At 72.5% G+C, this 18,076-nt stretch carries 19 protein-coding genes; 6 read left to right on the forward strand and 13 right to left on the reverse strand.

What is annotated here, in order from left to right:
• Nucleotides 1-51: 51 nt before the first annotated feature.
• Both ACQUQD_RS32415 and ACQUQD_RS32420 read right to left on the reverse strand, forming a co-directional pair.
• Nucleotides 52-1,377 carry an MFS transporter gene (locus ACQUQD_RS32415; RefSeq protein WP_428955726.1) on the reverse strand — a complete coding sequence of 442 codons (1,326 nt, stop codon included), beginning with the start codon at nt 1,375-1,377 and terminating at the stop codon, nt 52-54.
• A gap of 127 nt (nt 1,378-1,504) precedes the next feature.
• Nucleotides 1,505-2,761, reverse strand: a complete 1,257-nt coding sequence (locus ACQUQD_RS32420; RefSeq protein ID WP_428955727.1) for an exo-beta-N-acetylmuramidase NamZ family protein — start codon at nt 2,759-2,761, stop codon at nt 1,505-1,507.
• 214 nt (nt 2,762-2,975) lie between these two features.
• Here ACQUQD_RS32420 and ACQUQD_RS32425 point away from each other — a divergent pair, with 214 nt between their 5' ends.
• From ACQUQD_RS32425 to ACQUQD_RS32435, 3 genes are read left to right on the forward strand one after another with little or no spacing between them, the layout of a single operon-like run.
• The gene (locus ACQUQD_RS32425; RefSeq protein ID WP_428955728.1) at nt 2,976-3,776 is read left to right on the forward strand and encodes an SDR family oxidoreductase; all 801 of its coding nucleotides are present in this window, start codon (nt 2,976-2,978) and stop codon (nt 3,774-3,776) included.
• A complete protein-coding gene (locus tag ACQUQD_RS32430; RefSeq protein WP_428955729.1) occupies nt 3,773-5,440 on the forward strand; it encodes a class I adenylate-forming enzyme family protein in 1,668 nt (555 codons plus the stop codon). Before ACQUQD_RS32425 ends, ACQUQD_RS32430 begins: the two co-directional genes overlap by 4 nt.
• 34 nt (nt 5,441-5,474) lie before the next feature.
• Nucleotides 5,475-6,068: a TetR/AcrR family transcriptional regulator gene (locus ACQUQD_RS32435; RefSeq protein ID WP_428955730.1), complete on the forward strand. Its 594-nt coding sequence runs from the start codon at nt 5,475-5,477 to the stop codon at nt 6,066-6,068.
• Here the strand turns inward: ACQUQD_RS32435 and ACQUQD_RS32440 are convergent.
• The gene (locus tag ACQUQD_RS32440; protein WP_428955731.1) at nt 6,007-6,927 is read right to left on the reverse strand and encodes a LysR family transcriptional regulator; all 921 of its coding nucleotides are present in this window, start codon (nt 6,925-6,927) and stop codon (nt 6,007-6,009) included. The two genes, ACQUQD_RS32435 and ACQUQD_RS32440, sit on opposite strands and share 62 nt — an antisense overlap.
• Nucleotides 6,928-7,003: 76 nt before the next feature.
• Between ACQUQD_RS32440 and ACQUQD_RS32445 the strand changes: the two genes are divergently transcribed.
• Nucleotides 7,004-7,150 (forward strand): hypothetical protein, encoded by a 147-nt coding sequence (locus ACQUQD_RS32445; RefSeq protein ID WP_428955732.1) that lies wholly within the window; start codon nt 7,004-7,006, stop codon nt 7,148-7,150.
• Between the two features lies 1 nt (nt 7,151).
• Here the strand turns inward: ACQUQD_RS32445 and ACQUQD_RS32450 are convergent, their stop codons facing one another.
• From ACQUQD_RS32450 to ACQUQD_RS32480, 7 genes are all read right to left on the reverse strand, one after another.
• The gene (locus tag ACQUQD_RS32450; protein WP_428955733.1) at nt 7,152-8,366 is read right to left on the reverse strand and encodes an acyl-CoA dehydrogenase family protein; all 1,215 of its coding nucleotides are present in this window, start codon (nt 8,364-8,366) and stop codon (nt 7,152-7,154) included.
• A gap of 8 nt (nt 8,367-8,374) precedes the next feature.
• Nucleotides 8,375-9,403, reverse strand: coding sequence for a phosphotransferase family protein (locus tag ACQUQD_RS32455; RefSeq protein ID WP_428955734.1), 1,029 nt, complete (start codon nt 9,401-9,403; stop codon nt 8,375-8,377).
• A gap of 183 nt (nt 9,404-9,586) precedes the next feature.
• Nucleotides 9,587-9,883, reverse strand: coding sequence for a hypothetical protein (locus ACQUQD_RS32460; protein ID WP_428955735.1), 297 nt, complete (start codon nt 9,881-9,883; stop codon nt 9,587-9,589).
• Between the two features lie 82 nt (nt 9,884-9,965).
• Nucleotides 9,966-10,292: a DUF202 domain-containing protein gene (locus ACQUQD_RS32465; RefSeq protein WP_428955736.1), complete on the reverse strand. Its 327-nt coding sequence runs from the start codon at nt 10,290-10,292 to the stop codon at nt 9,966-9,968.
• The gene (locus ACQUQD_RS32470; protein WP_428955737.1) at nt 10,289-10,681 is read right to left on the reverse strand and encodes a YidH family protein; all 393 of its coding nucleotides are present in this window, start codon (nt 10,679-10,681) and stop codon (nt 10,289-10,291) included. The genes ACQUQD_RS32465 and ACQUQD_RS32470 overlap by 4 nt, the downstream gene beginning before the upstream one ends.
• 21 nt (nt 10,682-10,702) lie before the next feature.
• Nucleotides 10,703-11,209: an NUDIX hydrolase gene (locus tag ACQUQD_RS32475; RefSeq protein ID WP_428955738.1), complete on the reverse strand. Its 507-nt coding sequence runs from the start codon at nt 11,207-11,209 to the stop codon at nt 10,703-10,705.
• A gap of 82 nt (nt 11,210-11,291) precedes the next feature.
• On the reverse strand, nt 11,292-12,182 hold the full coding sequence (locus ACQUQD_RS32480; protein WP_428955739.1) for a DMT family transporter: 891 nt from the start codon (nt 12,180-12,182) through the stop codon (nt 11,292-11,294).
• Between the two features lie 354 nt (nt 12,183-12,536).
• Between ACQUQD_RS32480 and ACQUQD_RS32485 the strand changes: the two genes are divergently transcribed.
• Nucleotides 12,537-13,505, forward strand: a complete 969-nt coding sequence (locus ACQUQD_RS32485; RefSeq protein ID WP_428955740.1) for a hypothetical protein — start codon at nt 12,537-12,539, stop codon at nt 13,503-13,505.
• A gap of 49 nt (nt 13,506-13,554) precedes the next feature.
• Nucleotides 13,555-15,096 (forward strand): APC family permease, encoded by a 1,542-nt coding sequence (locus ACQUQD_RS32490; protein WP_428955741.1) that lies wholly within the window; start codon nt 13,555-13,557, stop codon nt 15,094-15,096.
• 60 nt (nt 15,097-15,156) lie between these two features.
• Here the strand turns inward: ACQUQD_RS32490 and ACQUQD_RS32495 are convergent, their stop codons facing one another.
• From ACQUQD_RS32495 to ACQUQD_RS32505, 3 genes are all read right to left on the reverse strand, one after another.
• Complete coding sequence (locus tag ACQUQD_RS32495; protein WP_428955742.1) at nt 15,157-16,176, reverse strand: aldo/keto reductase; 1,020 nt, start codon at nt 16,174-16,176, stop codon at nt 15,157-15,159.
• Between the two features lie 73 nt (nt 16,177-16,249).
• Nucleotides 16,250-17,278: an L-idonate 5-dehydrogenase gene (locus tag ACQUQD_RS32500; protein ID WP_428955743.1), complete on the reverse strand. Its 1,029-nt coding sequence runs from the start codon at nt 17,276-17,278 to the stop codon at nt 16,250-16,252.
• 9 nt (nt 17,279-17,287) lie between these two features.
• Nucleotides 17,288-18,046 (reverse strand): SDR family oxidoreductase, encoded by a 759-nt coding sequence (locus ACQUQD_RS32505; protein ID WP_428955744.1) that lies wholly within the window; start codon nt 18,044-18,046, stop codon nt 17,288-17,290.
• Nucleotides 18,047-18,076 lie beyond the last annotated feature (30 nt).

Below are 18,076 nucleotides of genomic sequence, written 5' to 3' on the forward strand. Positions count from 1 at the left end.
GTCCTGCCGCGGCCGGGGGTTGGCCATACGCTCCGTCACAGGACGGGGAAATCAGGAGAGTTCGCGCTCCCGGGTCTCCGGCAGGGCCAGCACGCACAGCAGCGAGACGACCGCCATCGCGCTCACGTACCAGCCCACCGACGACGACCCGAACGCGCTCTGCAACCGGGTCGCCACCAGCGGGGCCACCGCGCCGCCGAGCACACCGCCCAGGTTGTACGCGAAGGAGGCGCCCGAGTAGCGCACCCGCACGCCGAACAGCTCCGGCAGATACGCGCCCATCGGGCCGTACACCACGCCCATGCAGAACAGGGCGCCGCCCAGCGCGAGCGCGATGAGGGCCGGCTGCTCGGTGTCCATCAGCGGGAACAGCACCAGGCCCCACACGACCGCCAGTCCGGAACCGGCCAGGACCGTCTTCCGCCGGCCGCCCGCGTCGGAGCGCGTCGCGGCGAGCCAGGTGCCGCCCGCCAGGAACAGACAGGCCACCAGCGACACCGCGAGCATGGTGCTGCGCGGCACGCCGAGCGTCTTCGTGCCGTACGCGAGGCAGTAGGTGGTGGCCGTGTAGAAGAGGCCGTACGCGACGACCATGCCGCCCGCGCCGAGCAGGATCTCCCTCGGGTGGCGCTTGAAGACCTCCAACGCCGGTGCCTTGCTGGCCTCCTGATCCCGCATCACCTTCGCGAAGACCGGCGTCTCGCTGATCTTCAGCCGTACGAACAGGCCGACGGCGACGAGGAGGAAGGACAGCAGGAACGGGATGCGCCAGCCCCAGGACTGGAACGCGTCGTCCGACAGGGTCTCCGACAGCAGCCAGAAGATGCCGGTCGCCGCGAAGAAGCCGACGGACGGGCCGAGTTGGGGGAACGCGGCGAACATGCCGCGCCTGCCGCGCGGCGCGTGCTCCACGGCGAGCAGCGCCGCCCCGCCCCACTCGCCGCCGAGGCCGACGCCCTGCAGGAACCGGAGCAGGACGAGGAGCAGGGGCGCCCAGACGCCCAGCGTGTCGTAGCCGGGCAGCAGACCGACGCACGCCGTCGACAGGCCCATCAGGAGCAGCGAGACCACCAGGACCGACTTGCGGCCGATCCGGTCGCCGAAGTGCCCGAAGACCAGCGAGCCGATCGGGCGGGCCGCGAACGCGACGGCGTACGTCGAGAACGAGGCGAGGGTGGCGTTCAGGGAGGAGAGGTTCGGGAAGAACGCGTCGTTGAGGACGAGGGCGGCGGCCGTTCCGTAGACGTAGAAGTCGTAGAACTCGATGGCCGTACCGATGAAGCTCGCCACGGCGACGCGGCGCAAGCCCTCCGGGCGGGGGGCCTGCGCCGATGCCGTCGGGGCCGCGTCTTCCCTGGTTGAGTCGTCTTTGAGCACGTCGTGCACTGTCGCGGTAGCTGCATAGTGCAGTCAATGCCTGGGACGCGCCGTCTCGTGTTCTGAGACCGCCGGTACGCGCGTGCCGGGTGGCTGGCCGCGCAGTTCCCCGCGCCCCCGGCCGGGTCTACTTGTAGGTCAGATAGCGGCGGCGCACGGTGCGGAACGCCGTCAGCTCCTTCTGCCACCCCGCCACCACCTCGTCCGTCGACGCCCCCGCGTCGATCATCGTGCGGACCTGGGTGGAACCGGTGAGCTTGTCGATCCAGTTGTCCGAGCGCCAGGCGAAGTCGCCCCACACCGCCTTGGCCGTCACGAGCAGCGCGATGCCGGTGCGGACCGGGTCGTACGTCTCCCGGTCGTCCACGTGGATCTGCACGCCGCCGATCGTCTTGCCCTGGAACTTGGAGAACGTCGGCGCGAAGTACGCCTCTCTGAAGTGCACGCCGGGCAGGGCGAGTTCATTGGCCCTGGCGGCCCAGCGCCCGTCGATCCCGTCGGCGCCGAGGAGCTCGAACGGGCGGGTCGTGCCGCGCCCCTCGGACAGGTTCGTGCCCTCGAACAGGCACGTCCCGGAGTACACCAGCGCGCTGTCCACCGTCGGCATGTTGGGGCTCGGCGGCACCCACGGCAGTCCCGAGGCGTCGTAGAAGTCGCCGCGCTTCCAGCCCGTCATGGTGACGGTGGCGAGCTCGACGGGGCGCGCCAGGTACTCGCCGTTGAACAGCCGGGCCAGCTCCGTGACCGTCATGCCGTGCGCCTGGGAGATCTCCCGGCGGCCGACGAAGGTCGCGAACTCCTTGTGCAGGACCGGCCCGTACGCGCCCCGGCCGGTCACCGGGTTCGGCCGGTCGAGGACGACGAACTTCTTGCCCGCGAGCTGCGCCGCCTCCATGCAGTCGTACAGCGTCCAGATGTACGTGTAGAAGCGGGCGCCGACGTCCTGGATGTCGAAGACCACCGTGTCGACACCGGACGCCGTGAAGATGTCCGCCAGCGCCTGACCGCTCTTCAAATACGTGTCGTAGACGGGGAGTCCGGTCGCCGGGTCGTCGTAGCGCCCCTCCGAACCGCCCGCCTGGGCCGTGCCCCGGAAGCCGTGCTCGGGCCCGAACACCGCGACCAGGTTCACCCGCTCGTCGGGATGCATCACGTCGACGATGTGCCGCACGTCGCGGGTGACGCCGGTCGGGTTGGTGACGATGCCGACCTTCTGGCCGTCGAGCAGCCGGTAGCCGTCCGCCGCGAGGCGTTCGAAACCGGTCCGCAGCCGCCGGCCGCCACCGCCGGACGAGGCGCTCGCCGTCCCGGCGCCGGCGCTCAGGGCGCCCGCCGCACCCGCGCTCGCACTCGCCGCGAGCAGCATCCGTCTGGACACATTCACTGCAGTCGACCTCCTGGAAAGGGAATGGTGCGCCAGGCCGGCCCGCTCCGTGATCACCGGAACTGGCATGGCCATGCACGCTATCGCCCGGACCGGCGGCGGGGAACGAACCTGGCCCGGATCAACCCCGGGAACCCCTTCCCCGGCTCCATACCGACTGGTTAGTCTGCTGAGGCAACCGAGCCGTGTTTCGCGTCGCGTCGAAGGAGACCCGATGGTGGAGAGCCCTCAGGGACCACAAGGGCCACAGGGACAGCCTGACCTGCGGGATCAGGGAGTCGTCGTCACCGGCGCGGGCGGCGGCATCGGCGCCGCCCTCGCCCGCCGGTTCGCGGCCGCCGGAGCCCGTGTCGTCGTCAACGACCTCGACGCCGACAAGGCGAAGGCGGTCGCCGGGGAACTCGGCGCGACGGCCGTCCCCGGCGACGCCTCCGCGATCATCGACGACGCCCGGGACGCCCTCGGCGGCACCGTCGACATCTACTGCGCCAACGCCGGCCTCGCCTCGGGCGGCACCGAGGCCGCCGCCGAGCAGGTGTGGGCGTCGGCCTGGGACGTGAACGTCATGGCGCACGTCCGCGCCGCCCACGCCCTGCTCCCCGGCTGGCTGGAGCGCGGCAGCGGCCGCTTCGTCTCCACGGTCTCGGCCGCGGGCCTGCTCACCATGGTCGGCGCCGCGCCGTACAGCGTCACCAAGCACGGCGCGTACGCCTTCGCCGAGTGGCTCTCCCTCACGTACCGGCACCGCGGTCTCAAGGTCCACGCGATCTGTCCGCAGGGCGTACGCACCGACATGCTCACGGCGGCGGGCTCGGCCGGCGACCTGGTCCTCGCGCCGACCGCCATCGAGCCGGAGGACGTCGCCGACGCGCTCTTCGCGGGGATCGCCGAGGACCGTTTCCTGATCCTGCCGCACCCGGAGGTCGCCGAGTACTACGCGGCCCGCGCCGCCACCCCCGAGCGCTGGCTGACCGGCATGAACCACATCCAGCAGAAGTGGGAGGCCGCACAGTGACGGACTCGATCTACGCGGCCCGGCCCTGGCTCGGCGTCCTCAGCGACGCCCAGAAGGCCCCCGTCACCCCGGTCGCCACCATCGCCCACGTCTTCGCCGACGCCGTGCGCCGCGCCCCCGACCGCGCCGCCCTCGCCTACTTCGACGGCCGCCTCACGTACGCCGATGTGGACGCCCTGTCGGACTCGGTGGCCGGTCATCTCGCCGCCCGCGGCCTGCGCCGCGGCGACCGCGTCGCGATCATGCTGCAGAACACCCCGCACTTCGTGCTCGCGCTGCTCGGCGCGTTCAAGGCGGGCGCGGTCGTGGTCCCCGTGAACCCCATGTACAAGTCGGGCGAGGTCGGGCACGTCCTGCACGACGCCGAGGTGACCGGCCTGGTCTGCACGGACCGCGCCTGGGACTCGTATCTGCGCGAGACGGCGGCCGGCTCTTCCGTCCGCGTCGTGCTCACCGCCTGCGAACTGGACCTGCAGACCCGCAACGACGAGCGGGTGCTGAAGTTCGAGCGCGTGACCCCGCAGCCCGCCGACGCCGACGACCTCGTGGCCGTCGCACGCCTGGGCCTCACGGCCCCCGCGGACCGTGAACTCGCCCCGGACGACATCGCGTTGATCAGCTACACGTCCGGCACGAGCGGCACCCCCAAGGGCGCCACCAACCTGCACCGCAACATCATGTACAACGCCGAACGGCAGCGCACCGGACTCGGCCTGCCCGAGGGCGCCACCTACTTCGCGCTGGCGCCGCTGTTCCACATCACCGGCATGGTCGCGGAACTCGTCGCGAGCTTCGCCAACACCGGCACCCTGGCCCTCGTCTACCGCTTCGAACCCGGGGTCGTCCTCGACGCGTTCGCCGAGCACCGGCCCGCCTACACGGTCGGCCCGTCCACCGCCTTCATGGCGCTCGGCGCCCAGCCGCAGGCCACCCGCGAGCACTTCGCGTCCTTCGTCTCCATCTCCTCGGGCGGCGCCCCGGTGCCGCCCGCGCTGGTCGAGAAGTTCCGCGCCGCCTTCGGCCCCTACATCCACAACGGGTACGGCCTGACCGAGTGCACCGCGCCCTGCGCGTCCGTGCCGCCCGGTGTCGAGGCGCCCGTCGACCCGGTGTCCGGCACCCTCGCGGTCGGCGTGCCCGGGCCCGACTCGGTCGTCCGCATCCTCGACGACCTCGGCAACGAGGTGCCGTTCGGCGAACAGGGCGAGATCGCGGTCCGCGGCCCGCAGGTCGTGCCGGGCTACTGGCGCCGCCCCGACGCCACCGCCGAGGCCTTCCCCGACGGCGAACTGCGCACCGGCGACATCGGCTTCATGGACGCGAACGGCTGGCTCTACGTCGTCGACCGCAAGAAGGACATGATCAACGCGTCCGGCTTCAAGGTCTGGCCCCGCGAGGTCGAGGACGTGCTCTACACCCACCCCGCCGTGCGCGAGGCGGCCGTCGTCGGCATCCCCGACGCGTACCGTGGCGAGAGCGTCAAGGCCTACGTGAGCCTGCGCCCGGGCGCGGACGCCACCCCCGACGAGCTGTCCGCCCACTGCAAGGACCGGCTCGCCGCGTACAAGTACCCGCGCGAGGTGGAGGTCCTGCGCGAGCTGCCGAAGACGGCAAGTGGGAAGATCCTCCGGCGGGAACTGCGTTCCCCGTCGGTACAGAGCTGAGTGACACACCAGGTACGGAAGGCAGGTGGCGGCAGTGCCCAAGGCGACGGACGGCGACGGCACGCCCGTTCCGCAACGACTCCTCGCGGCCGCCACCCGGCTGTTCGCCGAGCGCGGCTACGACCGCACGTCGGTGCAGGAGATCGTGGAGGCGGCGGGCGTCACCAAGGGCGCCCTCTACCACTACTTCGGCTCGAAGGACGACCTGCTGCACGAGGTGTACGCGCGGGTCCTGCGCCTCCAGCAGGAGCGGCTCGACGCCTTCGCCGACCGGGACGAGCCGGTCGAGCAGCGGCTGCGCGAGGCGGCGGCGGACGTCGTCGTCACGACGATCGACAACCTCGACGACGCGGCGATCTTCTTCCGCTCCATGCACCACCTCAGCCCCGAGAAGAACAAGCAGGTACGGGCCGAGCGGCGCCGCTACCACGAGCGGTTCCGGGCGCTGATCGAGGAGGGCCAGAAGAACGGCGTCTTCTCCACCGCCACCCCGGCCGACCTCGTCGTCGACTACCACTTCGGCTCGGTCCACCACCTGTCCACCTGGTACCGGCCGGGCGGCCCGCTCACCCCGCAGCAGCTCGCCGACCAGCTGGCCGACCTGCTGCTGCGGGCGCTGCGCCCGTAAGCCGGTCCAGCAGCGCCTCGGCCGCCGGGTTGCGCGGCCGGGGCGCCCGGCCCGCGAGGACGATCGCGCGCCCCGGCTCGGGCTGCCGGATGGCCACACAGGGCAGCCCGGCCGCCTCGCCGATCCGCCGCGGCACGATCGCCACCCCGATCCCGGCCCGTACGAGCTCCACGAGCAGCCCGATCTGCGTCACGTCACAGGTGATCCGCCGCTCCAGGCCGCAGTGCGCGGCGAGCCGCCGCACCGCCGTCTCCAGGCCCGTGCCGGCCCGGAAGTCGACGAACGGCTCGTCGGCGAGATCCTTGATGAGCGTGCGCCCGGCGCGGGCGAGGGGATGCCCGGGGGCCGTCACGAGGACGAGGTCCTCCTGCCACGTCCCGAACGAGGCCAGCCCGTCGGGGAGCCGACGGGCGTCCGGCGCCAGGAACGCGAGGTCCAGCTCCCCGGCCCGCAGCCCCTCGATGAGCTCCTCCACCGGCGCCTCCCGCACCGACACCTGAATGCCGGGCAACTCCCGGTGGAAAGCGGCGAGTTCGGCCGCCAGGTCCACACAGGTCAGCGTCTGGATGGTGCCGACCGCCACCCGCCCCGCCCCGAGCCCGGCCACCCGGGCCACGGCCTGCTGCGCCGCGGCGGCCCCGGCCAGCAGCTGCCGCGCCTGGGGCAGCAGCGCCCGCCCGGCCTCCGTGAGCACGACGCGGCGGCCCGTCCGGTCGAACAGCTCCGCGCCCAGCTCGCGCTCCAGATTCCGGACCGACGTACTGAGCGCGGACTGCACGATGAGCTCGGCGCGGGCCGCCGCGGTGAAACCGCCCTCGTTCACGACCGCCACGAAGTGGCGCAGCTGACGTATCTCCACCCATCGATTCTATGGATGGCAGCGAGCGAAACGATCTGTTGGACCCGGGGAGGGGGCCGGCGGAAGGCTGGACCCCATGGACCACGTACCGCTTCTCTGGACCGCCGCCCACGCCCCCGGCCGCCCGCCGCTCACCCGGGCCCTGGCCCGCCGACTCCTGCGCGCACGCTGCTTCCTGCGCAGGCTGGCCCTGATGGACCACGTCGGCGGTGGCGGATACTGACCTACAGGTACCGCTTCAACTCGCGCCGCGCCAACGAGCGCTGGTGCACCTCATCGGGCCCGTCGGCCAGGCGCAGCGTCCGCGCCCCGGCCCACAGCTCCGCCAGCGGATAGTCCTGCGACACCCCGCCCGCGCCGTGCAGTTGCACCGCCTTGTCGATGATGTCGACGACCGTCCGCGGCGTCGCGATCTTGATGGACTGGATCTCCGTGTGGGCCCCGCGGTTGCCGACCGTGTCCATCAGCCAGGCCGTCTTCAGGACCAGCAGCCGCACCTGCTCCACGGCCACGCGCGCGTCCGCGATCCACTCCTGCACCACGCCCTGCTGGGCGAGCGGCTTGCCGAACGCGGTGCGGGCCACGGCCCGCCGGCACATCAGCTCGATCGCGCGCTCGGCCATGCCGATCAGCCGCATGCAGTGGTGGATCCGGCCCGGGCCGAGGCGCGCCTGCGCGATGCCGAAGCCGCCGCCCTCCTCGCCGATCAGATTGCTCGCCGGCACGCGCGCGTGGTCGAAGACGACCTCGGCGTGCCCGCCGTGCCAGTGGTCCTCGAAGCCGTACACCTGCATGGCCCGGCGCACCTCGACGCCCGGGGTGTCGCGCGGCACCAGGACCATCGACTGCTGGCGGCGGATGTCCGGCCCGTCCGGGTCCGTCTTGCCCATCACGATGAAGACCTTGCAGTTCGGGTTCATCGCGCCCGAGATGTAGAACTTCCGCCCCGTGATGACGTAGTCGTCGCCGTCGCGTTCGATGTGCGTCGTGATGTTCGTGGCGTCGGAGGAGGCGACCTCCGGCTCGGTCATCGCGAACGCCGAGCGGATCTCCCCGGCGAGCAGCGGCTCCAGCCACTGCTTCTGCTGCGCCTCGGTGCCGAACTGGGCGAGCACCTCCATGTTCCCGGTGTCCGGCGCGGCGCAGTTCAGCGCGGTCGGCGCCAACTGCGGGCTGCGCCCGGTGATCTCGGCGAGCGGCGCGTACTGGAGGTTGGTCAGGCCCGCGCCGTGCTCGGCGTCCGGAAGGAAGAGGTTCCACAGGCCCTGCCTGCGCGCCTCGGCCTTCAGCTCCTCGACCACGGCCGGGGTGTCCCACGGCGAGTCGAGCGCGGCGCGCTGCTCGGCGGCGACGGCCTCGGCCGGGTACACGTACGCGTCCATGAAGGCGAGCAGCTTGTCCCGCAACTCCTGCGTACGGGCGTCGAATGCGAAGTCCATGGGGTGGATCAGCCTTCCTTGAGGGTGGTGAGGCCGTGCTCGATGAAGACCGGGACCAGCTCGCCGATCCGGTCGAAGCCGGCGCCGACCGTCTGGCCGAGCGTGTAGCGGTAGTGGATGCCCTCGAGGATCACGGCGAGCTTGAACCAGGCGAACGCCGTGTACCAGTTGACCGCGGACACGTCGCGCCCCGAGCGCGCGGCGTAGCGCTCGACCAGCTCGGCCGGGGCGGGGTGCCCGGCGGCCGTGGCGGTCGTGGAGATGGGGGAGTCGGGCAGCTCCAGCGGAGCGCTGTACATCACGAGCAGCCCTACGTCCGTCAGCGGATCGCCGAGCGTCGACATCTCCCAGTCGAGGATCGCCTTGATGCGGTCGACGCCGTCCGGGTCCTGGCGTACGAGCACGTTGTCGAGGCGGTAGTCGCCGTGCACGATCGTCGGCGCCGGGGAATCCGGCAGCGAGCGGCCGAGCGCCGCCTGCAGCTCGTCGATCCCGGCGAGGTCCCGGTTGCGGGACGCGTCGAGCTGCTTGCCCCAGCGGCGCAGCTGCCGGTCGAGGAAGCCCTCCGGCCGCCCGAAGTCACCGAGACCCACCTCGGCCGGGTCGACGGCGTGCAGATCGACCAGGGTGTCCACGAGCCCGAGCACCGCCGCGCGCGTCCGCCCGGCCCCGAGCGGGGCCAGCTCCTCGGCGGTCCGGTACGGGGTGCCGTCCACGAACTCCATGACGTAGAAGGGCGCCCCGAGCACGCTGTCGTCCTCGCACAGCAGCAGCGGCTCCGGCACCGGCACGGCCGTCGGGTGCAGCGCGGCGATCACCCGGTGCTCGCGCTTCATGTCGTGCGCGGTGGCCAGCACGTGCCCGAGCGGCGGCCGCCTGACCACCCATTTCGTCGTCCCGTCGCTGACCTCGTACGTGAGGTTGGAGCGACCGCCCTCGATGAGCCGCCCGGACAGCGGACCGCCGACCAGGCCGGGCCGCTCACGGTCGAGGTGGGCGCGCAGCTGGTCGAGGTCGAGGCCTGGGGGGTGACTCATCGGGGTCCTCCGGAGGTCCGGGTGGGTCAGGGGACGGAAGCAGTGACGGGCATCATCATGCCGACCAGTCGGTATGTCGTCCAGTCACCCACGGAAACGTGATCGTTCTTACGGTGCCCTGCCGCATCGGCAAGCGAAAGGGCCCGGCACGAGGTGCCGGGCCCTTTCCGTGTCCGTACGGGGTCAGTGGTCGTCCCAGTGCCCGTCGTGCTCGGCGTGCCGGTGGCCGTCGTGCACATAGTCGACATGGTCGCCGTGGGGGACCGCCTCGTGCCCGCAGTCCGCTCCGTGCCGGTGCTCATGCCCCTCGTGCGCGACGTGCCGGCCGGGCTCGCACTCGTCCCAGTGGCCGTCGTGCTCGGCGTGCAGATGCCCGTCGTGCGCGTAGTCGACGTGGTCCCCGTGCGGTACCGCCCGGTGCCCGCAGGACGGGCCGTGCGCGTGCTCGTGGACGGGGTGCTCCTGATGGAGGGTGGTCATCGTGCTCACCTTCGGTGACGTCCGTGGCTTACCCCGCACAGGCTAGACCTGAATGTCCCGATAGTTGCGTTATGCGGTGACTTCACACGACCAGTGCCGCCGCGAACACGGCCAGCGCCACCGTGCACAGCGCCGCCGTCGTCGCACCCCGCCGGGACATCAGCGGCGGCGCCGCCTCGTTCAGCGCGAGCCCGGTGATCCGGCGGTGCGCGACCCCGAGGAACCCCAGCCACACCCCCAGGCACAGCGCCGCGGCCACGATCCCGAGCGGCCCGGTCCCGCCGTGCAGCACGGTCTTCACGGCGAGCACGGCCGCGACCGTGCACGACAGCGTCGTCCGCCGCCACGCCAGCCGGGTCCTGGCCGGCTGCAACCCGGGGTCGCGAGCGCCCCCGTTTGCCCCGCTCATCCTTCCCAGCCGACGATCACCACGACGACCATCGCCACGGCGACCAGCGCGACCACCAGACTCAGCAGCGCCGGGAACCGCGACACCGGCAGGTCCTCACCGCGCCGCATCGCCCGCTCGCAGCGCACCCAGTGGCTCACCGCCCGCAGTGCGCAGAGGACACCGGCGGCGAGCAGCGCGAGCGCGAGTCCGACGCGCCAGGCCCAGCGCAGGTCCGGCAGGAACTGGTCCACGGCGAAACCGCCGCCGATCAGGGCCAGCGCGGTGCGCACCCACGCCAGGAAGGTGCGCTCGTTGGCCAGGGAGAAGCGGTAGTCGGGCGTATCACCCTCGTCCTTGATCCGCTCCGGCGCGAACCAGAGGCGGACGCTGCGCGCGAATTCGATCACCCGCAGGACATTACCCGTGCGTCACCGATGAGCCTTCAGCCGCTCGTACGCCGCGAGCCCGTCCGGCGTCCACGTCCACTCGCCGAGCCGCCGCTCCAGCTCCTCGGGGCTCAAGAACGCGTGCCAGTCGATCTCCTCGGCCTGCGGGTGCACCGGAAGACCGCAGGTCACCTCATGGACGTACGACCACCAGGACCGCCCGGTGCCGTCGTCGTACAGGAACTTGAACAGCGGGGTCGGCGCCGCCAGCCCGCTCACCCCGAGCTCCTCCTCGGCCTCCCGCAGGGCGGCCTCCGCATAGCTCTCCCCGGCGCCGACGACCCCGCCGACGAACATGTCGTACATCCCCGGGAAGGCGAGCTTCGTGGTGGTGCGCCGGTGCACGAACACGTTGCCCTCCGGGTCGCGGGCCAGGATGAACGCGCACCGGTGCCGAAGGTTCTCGGCATAGGCCTGGCCGCGCGGGGCCTGCCCGATGACGTGGTCGTGCTCGTCGACGATGTCCAGGATCTCTTCAGCGGGATTCATGGGAGCGAGGCTAAGCGCCCCTTCAGGGGCGCGGGGAACTGCGCGGGCGACCCACCACGACCCGCACCCGGCCACGAGAGGCTCAGGCCCCGGCCCCGACCTGGTCCCGCTCCCGCGCGACAGCGCCCGGCATGGCGGGATGCAACCCCAGCAGCACCACACCCACCACGATCCCGGCCAGCCCCGCCGCCTCCCACGCCAGCGCCCCGGTGTCCGTCCGCAACCGGTCCCCGAGGAATCCCACCCCGCACACGATCCCCGCCAACGGCTGCGCCGCGGTCAGCGCGGGCAGCGACATCCGCAGCGGCGCCGTCTCGAACGCGCTCTGCACCAGCACCAGCCCCGTCACACCGAGCACCAGCACCGCGTACGGCTGCCACCCGGAGAACAGCGCCGGCCACCCGCCGGCGGCGAGCCGCTGACCGCTCACCCGGGTCAGCGCGTCCTGCACCCCGTACAGCAGCCCCGCCGCGACCGCGAGCAGTGCGGGCCCCGCGCTCAGCCGGGACCGCTTGGCGAGCGCGGCGAGGAACAGGGCGCCGCCGACCATCACCCCGATGATCAGCCAGTGCCGCAGCGGATCGGCGACCGCGCTGCCGCCGCGCGGCTGCCCGGCCACGATGAACGCCGTCACCCCGCCCGCGAGCAGCAGCAGTCCGCCCCAGCCCTGCCGGCCGAGCGGCTGCCGCGTCTGGCGGCGCGAGAGCACCAGGGCGAACAGCAGATTCGTGGCCAGCAGCGGCTCGACGAGGGTCACCTCGCCCCGGCCGAGCGCGACGGCGCCGAGCACCATGCCGCACACCATCAGCCCTATCCCGGCGAGCCAGCGCGGCACCCGGATCAGGTCGAGCAGCAGGCGGGGCGAGAGGAAGTCGCCGAGCGGGGCATGCCGTGCCGCGTTCTGCTGGAGGACGAATCCGATGCCCAGGCAGAACGCCGCGCTCACGGCGAGGACCAGTACGAGAACCGACACGCTGCGCACCTCGGGCGACTGCTGAACGGGCAGGAGTGGGTCTGCGCCGACGATAGCGCCCCGCGGCGCAGACCGCCCCACGGGTGCCCCGGGCGGGTACCCCGACACCCGACCGCAACGTACTCGTGTCACGTGGTCAACGCCCCAGCTCACGGCGGTGTTTCAAAGATCCGGACAGTGAACTCGACAGATCCTGCGACGAGTTGGTGAAGTCCGTCACCGGACCACCCTTGACGCGGAGGCCCCCCTACCGGTTTGCTGTGCGTGATCATCCTGTCCCGGGCCGCGCAGCGTCGCGTCGGTGCCCGCACGCTCGTCGCTTCGTATCTGAACAGTCGTAGAGGAACCGCCGCGGTGTCCCCACCCCCGCCTCCGCTCGGGCGCCCCCGCAAGAAGCCCGCGCACTCCTTCGACCCCGCACTCGACGACACCGAGCTCGTCACCGCCCGCGCCGCCCTCGCGCAGGGCCGCTGGACCGAGGCCCGGGCGCTGCTCGCCGCCACCGGTGAGGACTGGGACCGCCGCGGACACCGCGTCATGGGCCTCGCCCAGGAACCCACCGCGAACGCCTGGGTCCAGGACTGGCGCCTGGCCGAACCCGAGTCGACGGACGCACCCGTCCTCCTCGCCTGCGCCGCCGTGCACCGCGCCATCGCCGGCAGGACCCGGCCCGACACGGCCCGCGAGTCCTGCATGGAGGCCGCCGCGCTGGTGCCCCTCGACCCCACTCCCTGGCTCGGGCTGCTGCTCCTGGAGCGGGAGTTGGGGCGCGAGGAGGATGTCGTACGGCTCTTCGACGAGGTGCGCCACCGCCACCCGGCCCACCACCACGCGCACCACCTGATGGTGGCGCGGCTCGCCGAGCGGCGCGCCGACGCGGGACAGGACCCGCTGCACGAGGTCTACGACTTCGCCGCCTGGGCCGCCGAACAGGCACCGCCCGCCTCGCCGTTGGCGGTGCTCCCGGTCGTCGCGCACGCCGAGCGGTACCGCGTCCTCGCCAAGGCGGGCGTCGAACCCGGCGACCCGAAGACCTCCGGGCACTGGGCGGGACGGCGGGCCCGCCTCGTCATGAAGGCCGCGTTCGACTGGTGGCTGGAGTGGGGCGACCCGCACGACCGGGCCGGTGTCGCGCACCCGCGCGGCCGCATCGACCTCAACTTCCTCGCCCACGCCAAGTACTGCGAGGGCCGCCCGGCCGAGGCGGCCGCCCTGTTCCACCGCATCGGCCAGCACATCACCCCGGCCCCCTGGTCGTACCCGGACCGGGATCCGTACGAAGCCTTCCGCGCCGCGCGCAGTGCCGCGCTCGGCTCGGCGTAGAGGATCAGCCAGCAATCAGCAAGCACCCATCGGAAGGGACAACCCCGCGATGACGACGGGCAGTTCGAGCACGAGCGACAGAGCCGTGACGGCCGAGCCGGGCATCAGCACGTATCTGGGCGAGGAGAGCGCACTGCGCGCCGGGCGGCTCGGCACCGCCGGGCTGCTGCTGTCCGTGCTCGCCGCGACCGGCCCGCTGATGGTGGTGGCCGGGGTGATGCCGACGACGTTCGCCGTGATGGGCGTGGTCGGGCAGCCGCTGCTCTTCCTCATCCTCGGCGTCGTCCTGACCCTCTTCAGCGTCGGCTACGCGGAGATGAGCCGGCACGTGCACAACGCCGGCGCCTTCTACGCGTACATATCCCGCGGGCTCGGCCCGACCGCCGGCGCCGCCGCGGCCCTCGTCGCGCTCGTCGCCTACAGCGTGCTGCAGGTCGGCATCTTCGGCATCTTCGGCTTCGAGGTCTCCGGCCTCGCCCAGCAGTACCTCGACGTCGAACTCGCCTGGTGGATCCCGGCGCTGGTGGCCGTCGTCGCGGTCGGCGTGCTCGCCCTCCTGAAGATCGACGTGAACGCGAAGGTGCTCGGCGTCCTGCTGCTCCTCGAGATCGCCGTCGTGGTGGTCTTCGACATCGCGGCGATCGGCGACCCGGGCAGCCAGGGCCTGTCCCTGCACGCCTTCAACCCGGAGACCCTGTCCGGGGCCGGGCTCGGCACCGCCCTGTGCTTCTGCATCGCCGCGTTCACCGGCTTCGAGCAGGCGCCCGTGTACGCGGAGGAGACCAGCCGCCCGCACATCCTCGTCCCCCGCGTCATGTTCCTGGCCGTCGGCGGCGTGGCCGTCTTCTTCGCGATCAGCTCGTGGGCGCTGACCGTGGCCACCGGCCCGTCGGGCATCGTCGGCGCGGCCCAGAAGCAGTCGGCCGGACTCCTCTTCGGCCTCACCGAGGACCGTCTCGGCGGTACCTTCACCGACATCGTCCATGTCCTGTTCGTCACCGGCATGTTCGCGGCGCTGCTCAGCTTCCACAACGTCGTGGCCCGGTACGCCTTCGCGATGGGCCGCGAGGGGCTGCTCCCGGCCGCGTTCGGCCGCACCAACAGCGGCAGCGGCGCGCCCGGCACCGGCTCGGTCCTGCAGTCGGTGATCTCCCTGATCGTGGTCGTCTGCTTCGCGATCGCCGACGACGGTCCGGTCGGCGACCCGACGGCGCCGGTTCTGCACCTGTTCACGTGGGGCGGCAACGTCGGCGCGCTCGGCGTCATCCTGCTGATGGCCACCGCGTCCCTCGCGGTCATCGCCTTCTTCGCCAAGCGCGGCGCGGCGGGCGCGCAGGCCTGGCGCCTGGTCGCCTCCGGCATCGCGGGGCTCTCCCTGCTGGTCATCGCCGGCTACACCATCAAGGACTTCGACGTGCTGGTCGGCTCGGGCCCCGACTCCGCCCTGAACTGGCTGCTGCCCGGCATCATCGCCCTGGCCGCGATCGTCGGCGTCGCCTACAGCCTCGTCCTGCGCTCCCGCAACCCCGAGGCGCACGCCCGGATCGGACTCGGCAACGAGGCGTTCCAGCTGGAGAAGAAGGCGGGCTGACCGCCGCGCCCCGGTGCTCGCCGGACCCGTCGCGACGACGGTCGGCGAGCACGTCGGGCGTCACCAGGCGAAGGCCTCAGGCGCCGGGCCGGGACCCGGGAAGATCGCGTCGAGCGAGGCCGACAGGGACGCGGGCAGGTCGAGTTCGACCGCCCGCAGCGCCGACTCCAGCTGCTCCGCGGTGCGCGGACCCACGATCGGCCCGGTCACCCCGGGCCGGCCGAGCAGCCACGCCAGGGCCACCTCGCCGGGCTCCATGCCGTGCTCGGCGACGACCTTCTCGTACGCCTCCACCTGCGCCCGCACCGCCGGGTCCGCGAGGCCCGTCGCGGAGCGGCCGACGTGGGTGCGCGAACCGGTGCCCTCGCGCTCCTTGCGCAGCGCCCCGCCGAGCAGGCCCTGGTGCAGCGGCGACCAGGGGATGACCCCGAGGCCGTACTCCTGGGCGGCCGGGATCACGTCCATCTCGGCGCGCCGCTCGAAGAGGTTGTAGAGGCACTGCTCGCTGACCAGCCCGGCCAGACCGCGGGCCGTCGCCGTCTCGTTGGCCTGGGCGATCTTGTAGCCGGGGAAGTTCGACGAGGCCGCGTAGAGGATCTTGCCCTGCCGGATCAGCACGTCGATCGCCTGCCAGATCTCCTCGAACGGAGTGGCCCGGTCGATGTGGTGGAACTGGTAGACGTCGATGTGGTCCGTGCGCAGACGCGTCAGCGAGGCGTCCACGGCGCGGCGGATGTTGAGCGCGCTGAGCCGGTCGTGGTTCGGCCACGACTGCTGGTGCCACGGAGTGCCGTCGTTGGTCATGTTGCCGTACAGCTTGGTCGCCAGGACGACCTTGTCGCGCCGGCCGCCGCCCTGCGCGAACCAGGAGCCGATGATGCGCTCCGTGGCGCCCTTCTCCTCGTCGGTGCCGTAGATGTTCGCCGTGTCGAAGAAGTTGATCCCCGCGTCGAGGGCGGCGTCCATCAGCGCATGGCTGCTCTGTTCGTCGGTGGCGTCGGCCTCGCCGGTGAAGTTCATCGTGCCGAGCACGAGTCGGCTGACCTTGAGTCCGGTGCGTCCGAGCTGGGTGTACTTCATGGCGGGTCAGTAAACGTGCTGGAGCGCGCTCGAAGTCAAGGATTCGTGCCGGGGCCACCCAACTCCCGTGAGCTCAGGGGCTGTCGAAGTCCAGCAGCACCTTGCAGGCGGCGGCCCGGTCCGCCGCCAGCGCGAAGGCCCGGGCCGCGTCGGCCACCGGGACCACGGCGCTGACGAGCCCGGCGAGCGAGGGGGTGCGCGCGAGCAGGGCGAGCGCGTCGTCGAACTCGGCGTCGAAGCGGAACGCGCCGCGCAGCTCGATCTCCCGGCTCACCACCAGGTTCCCGGCGAACGGGCTGTCCCCCGGCGGCAGCATCCCCAGCTGCACCACCACACCGCCCCGCCGCACCCGGCGCAGACAGGCGTCGAGCCCGTCGGCCACCCCGGACGCCTCGACGGCCGTGTCGACCTCGTCCGGCCACCCGGGATCGTCCGGATCGTCGGCCCGTACGAGGACGTCGGCGCCCGCGACGGAGGCGTACTCCAGTGCCTTCGGCAGCAGGTCCGTCACCGTCACCCGGGCCGCGCCCGCCGCCTTCGCCGCCGCGACGACGAGGCAGCCGATCGGGCCCGCGCCGGTCACCAGGACGTGCCGCCCGGCGACGTCCCCGGCCCGCCGCACCGCGTGCAGCGCCACCGAGAGGGGTTCGGCGAGCGCGGCCCGCTCCAGGGGCAGGCCCGGCGGGAGCGGCCTCACCTGCTCGGCCGGGACCGCCAGGCGTGCGGCGAAACCGCCCTGGACGTGCGGGGTGCGGGCGGCACTGCCCAGATAGCGGGTGTCACGGCACACGTTGCGCCGCCCGTCCCGGCACTCGGGGCACCCGCCGCACGGGGTCGCGGGGTGCACGGCGACCGCGGTGCCGGGCGCGGGCCCCGCAGCGCCGGGACCGTGTCCGACGACGGTGCCGACGACCTCGTGCCCGAGCACCATCGGCTCCGTCAGACGGAAGTCGCCGACGCCGCCGTGCCGCCAGTAGTGCAGATCCGATCCGCACACCCCGCCGTAGCGGACCGCGATCAGCGCCTGACCCGGCCCCGGCTCGGGGGCGGGCAGTTCGTCGACGCGCAGATCACCGGCGCCGTGGATCACACAGCCGAGCATCGGGCCTCCTCAGAGAACGCTGGTCATGCCGCCGTCGACGTACAGGATCTGGCCGCTGACGAAGTCCGCCGCGGGGGAGGCGAGGAACAGGACGCCGCCCACCAGGTCCTCGGTGCGCCCCCAGCGGCCGGCCGGCGTCCTGCGGCGCACCCAGGCGCTGAACTCCTCGTCCTCGACGAGCGGCCGGGTCAGCTCGGTCTCGATGTAGCCCGGGCCCAGCCCGTTGACCTGGACGCCCGCGGGCCCCCAGTCGGCGCACATGCCCTTGGTGAGCATCTTCAGGGCGCCCTTCGTGGCCGCGTACGGGGCGATGCCCGGGCGGACCACCTCGCTCTGCAGCGAGCAGATGTTGACGATCTTGCCGTGACCGCGCGCGACCATGCCGCGCGCGGCCTCCCGGGCCACCAGGAACGCGCTCGTCAGATTGGTGTCCAGGATCCGGTGCCAGTCGGCGTCGGTGAACTCCAGGAGCGGGGCGCGCAGCTGCATGCCCGCGTTGTTGACGAGGATGTCGAGCGGGCCGACCCGCCGTTCGACGTCCGCGATCCCGGCGGCCACGGCGGCGCCGTCGGTGACGTCGAACGCCGCCGTGTGGACCGTGCCGCCGAGCTCCTGGGCCGCCTCGTCGAGACGGCCGGGGTCGCGGCCGTGCAGGACGACCGTGCAGCCGGCCTCCAGGAGGCCGCGGGCCAGGGCGAACCCGATCCCGCGGCTCGACCCGGTGACGAGGACGGTGCGGCCGCTGATGTCGAACAGGGGGTGGCTCATCGACGTACTCCTCCGCGCGGGGACCGTGGC

The organism is Streptomyces sp. cg35 (assembly GCF_050410835.1).
GTDB lineage: Bacteria > Actinomycetota > Actinomycetes > Streptomycetales > Streptomycetaceae > Streptomyces.

Coding starts and splice junctions, on each gene's coding strand:
- ACQUQD_RS32425 (WP_428955728.1), top strand. CDS start 2,976: ATGGTGGAGAGCCCTCAGGGACCACAAGGGCCACAGGGACAGCCTGAC.
- ACQUQD_RS32445 (WP_428955732.1), top strand. CDS start 7,004: ATGGACCACGTACCGCTTCTCTGGACCGCCGCCCACGCCCCCGGCCGC.
- ACQUQD_RS32450 (WP_428955733.1), bottom strand. CDS start 8,366: ATGGACTTCGCATTCGACGCCCGTACGCAGGAGTTGCGGGACAAGCTG.
- ACQUQD_RS32455 (WP_428955734.1), bottom strand. CDS start 9,403: ATGAGTCACCCCCCAGGCCTCGACCTCGACCAGCTGCGCGCCCACCTC.
- ACQUQD_RS32460 (WP_428955735.1), bottom strand. CDS start 9,883: ATGACCACCCTCCATCAGGAGCACCCCGTCCACGAGCACGCGCACGGC.
- ACQUQD_RS32465 (WP_428955736.1), bottom strand. CDS start 10,292: ATGAGCGGGGCAAACGGGGGCGCTCGCGACCCCGGGTTGCAGCCGGCC.
- ACQUQD_RS32475 (WP_428955738.1), bottom strand. CDS start 11,209: ATGAATCCCGCTGAAGAGATCCTGGACATCGTCGACGAGCACGACCAC.
- ACQUQD_RS32490 (WP_428955741.1), top strand. CDS start 13,555: ATGACGACGGGCAGTTCGAGCACGAGCGACAGAGCCGTGACGGCCGAG.
- ACQUQD_RS32495 (WP_428955742.1), bottom strand. CDS start 16,176: ATGAAGTACACCCAGCTCGGACGCACCGGACTCAAGGTCAGCCGACTC.
- ACQUQD_RS32500 (WP_428955743.1), bottom strand. CDS start 17,278: ATGCTCGGCTGTGTGATCCACGGCGCCGGTGATCTGCGCGTCGACGAA.
- ACQUQD_RS32505 (WP_428955744.1), bottom strand. CDS start 18,046: ATGAGCCACCCCCTGTTCGACATCAGCGGCCGCACCGTCCTCGTCACC.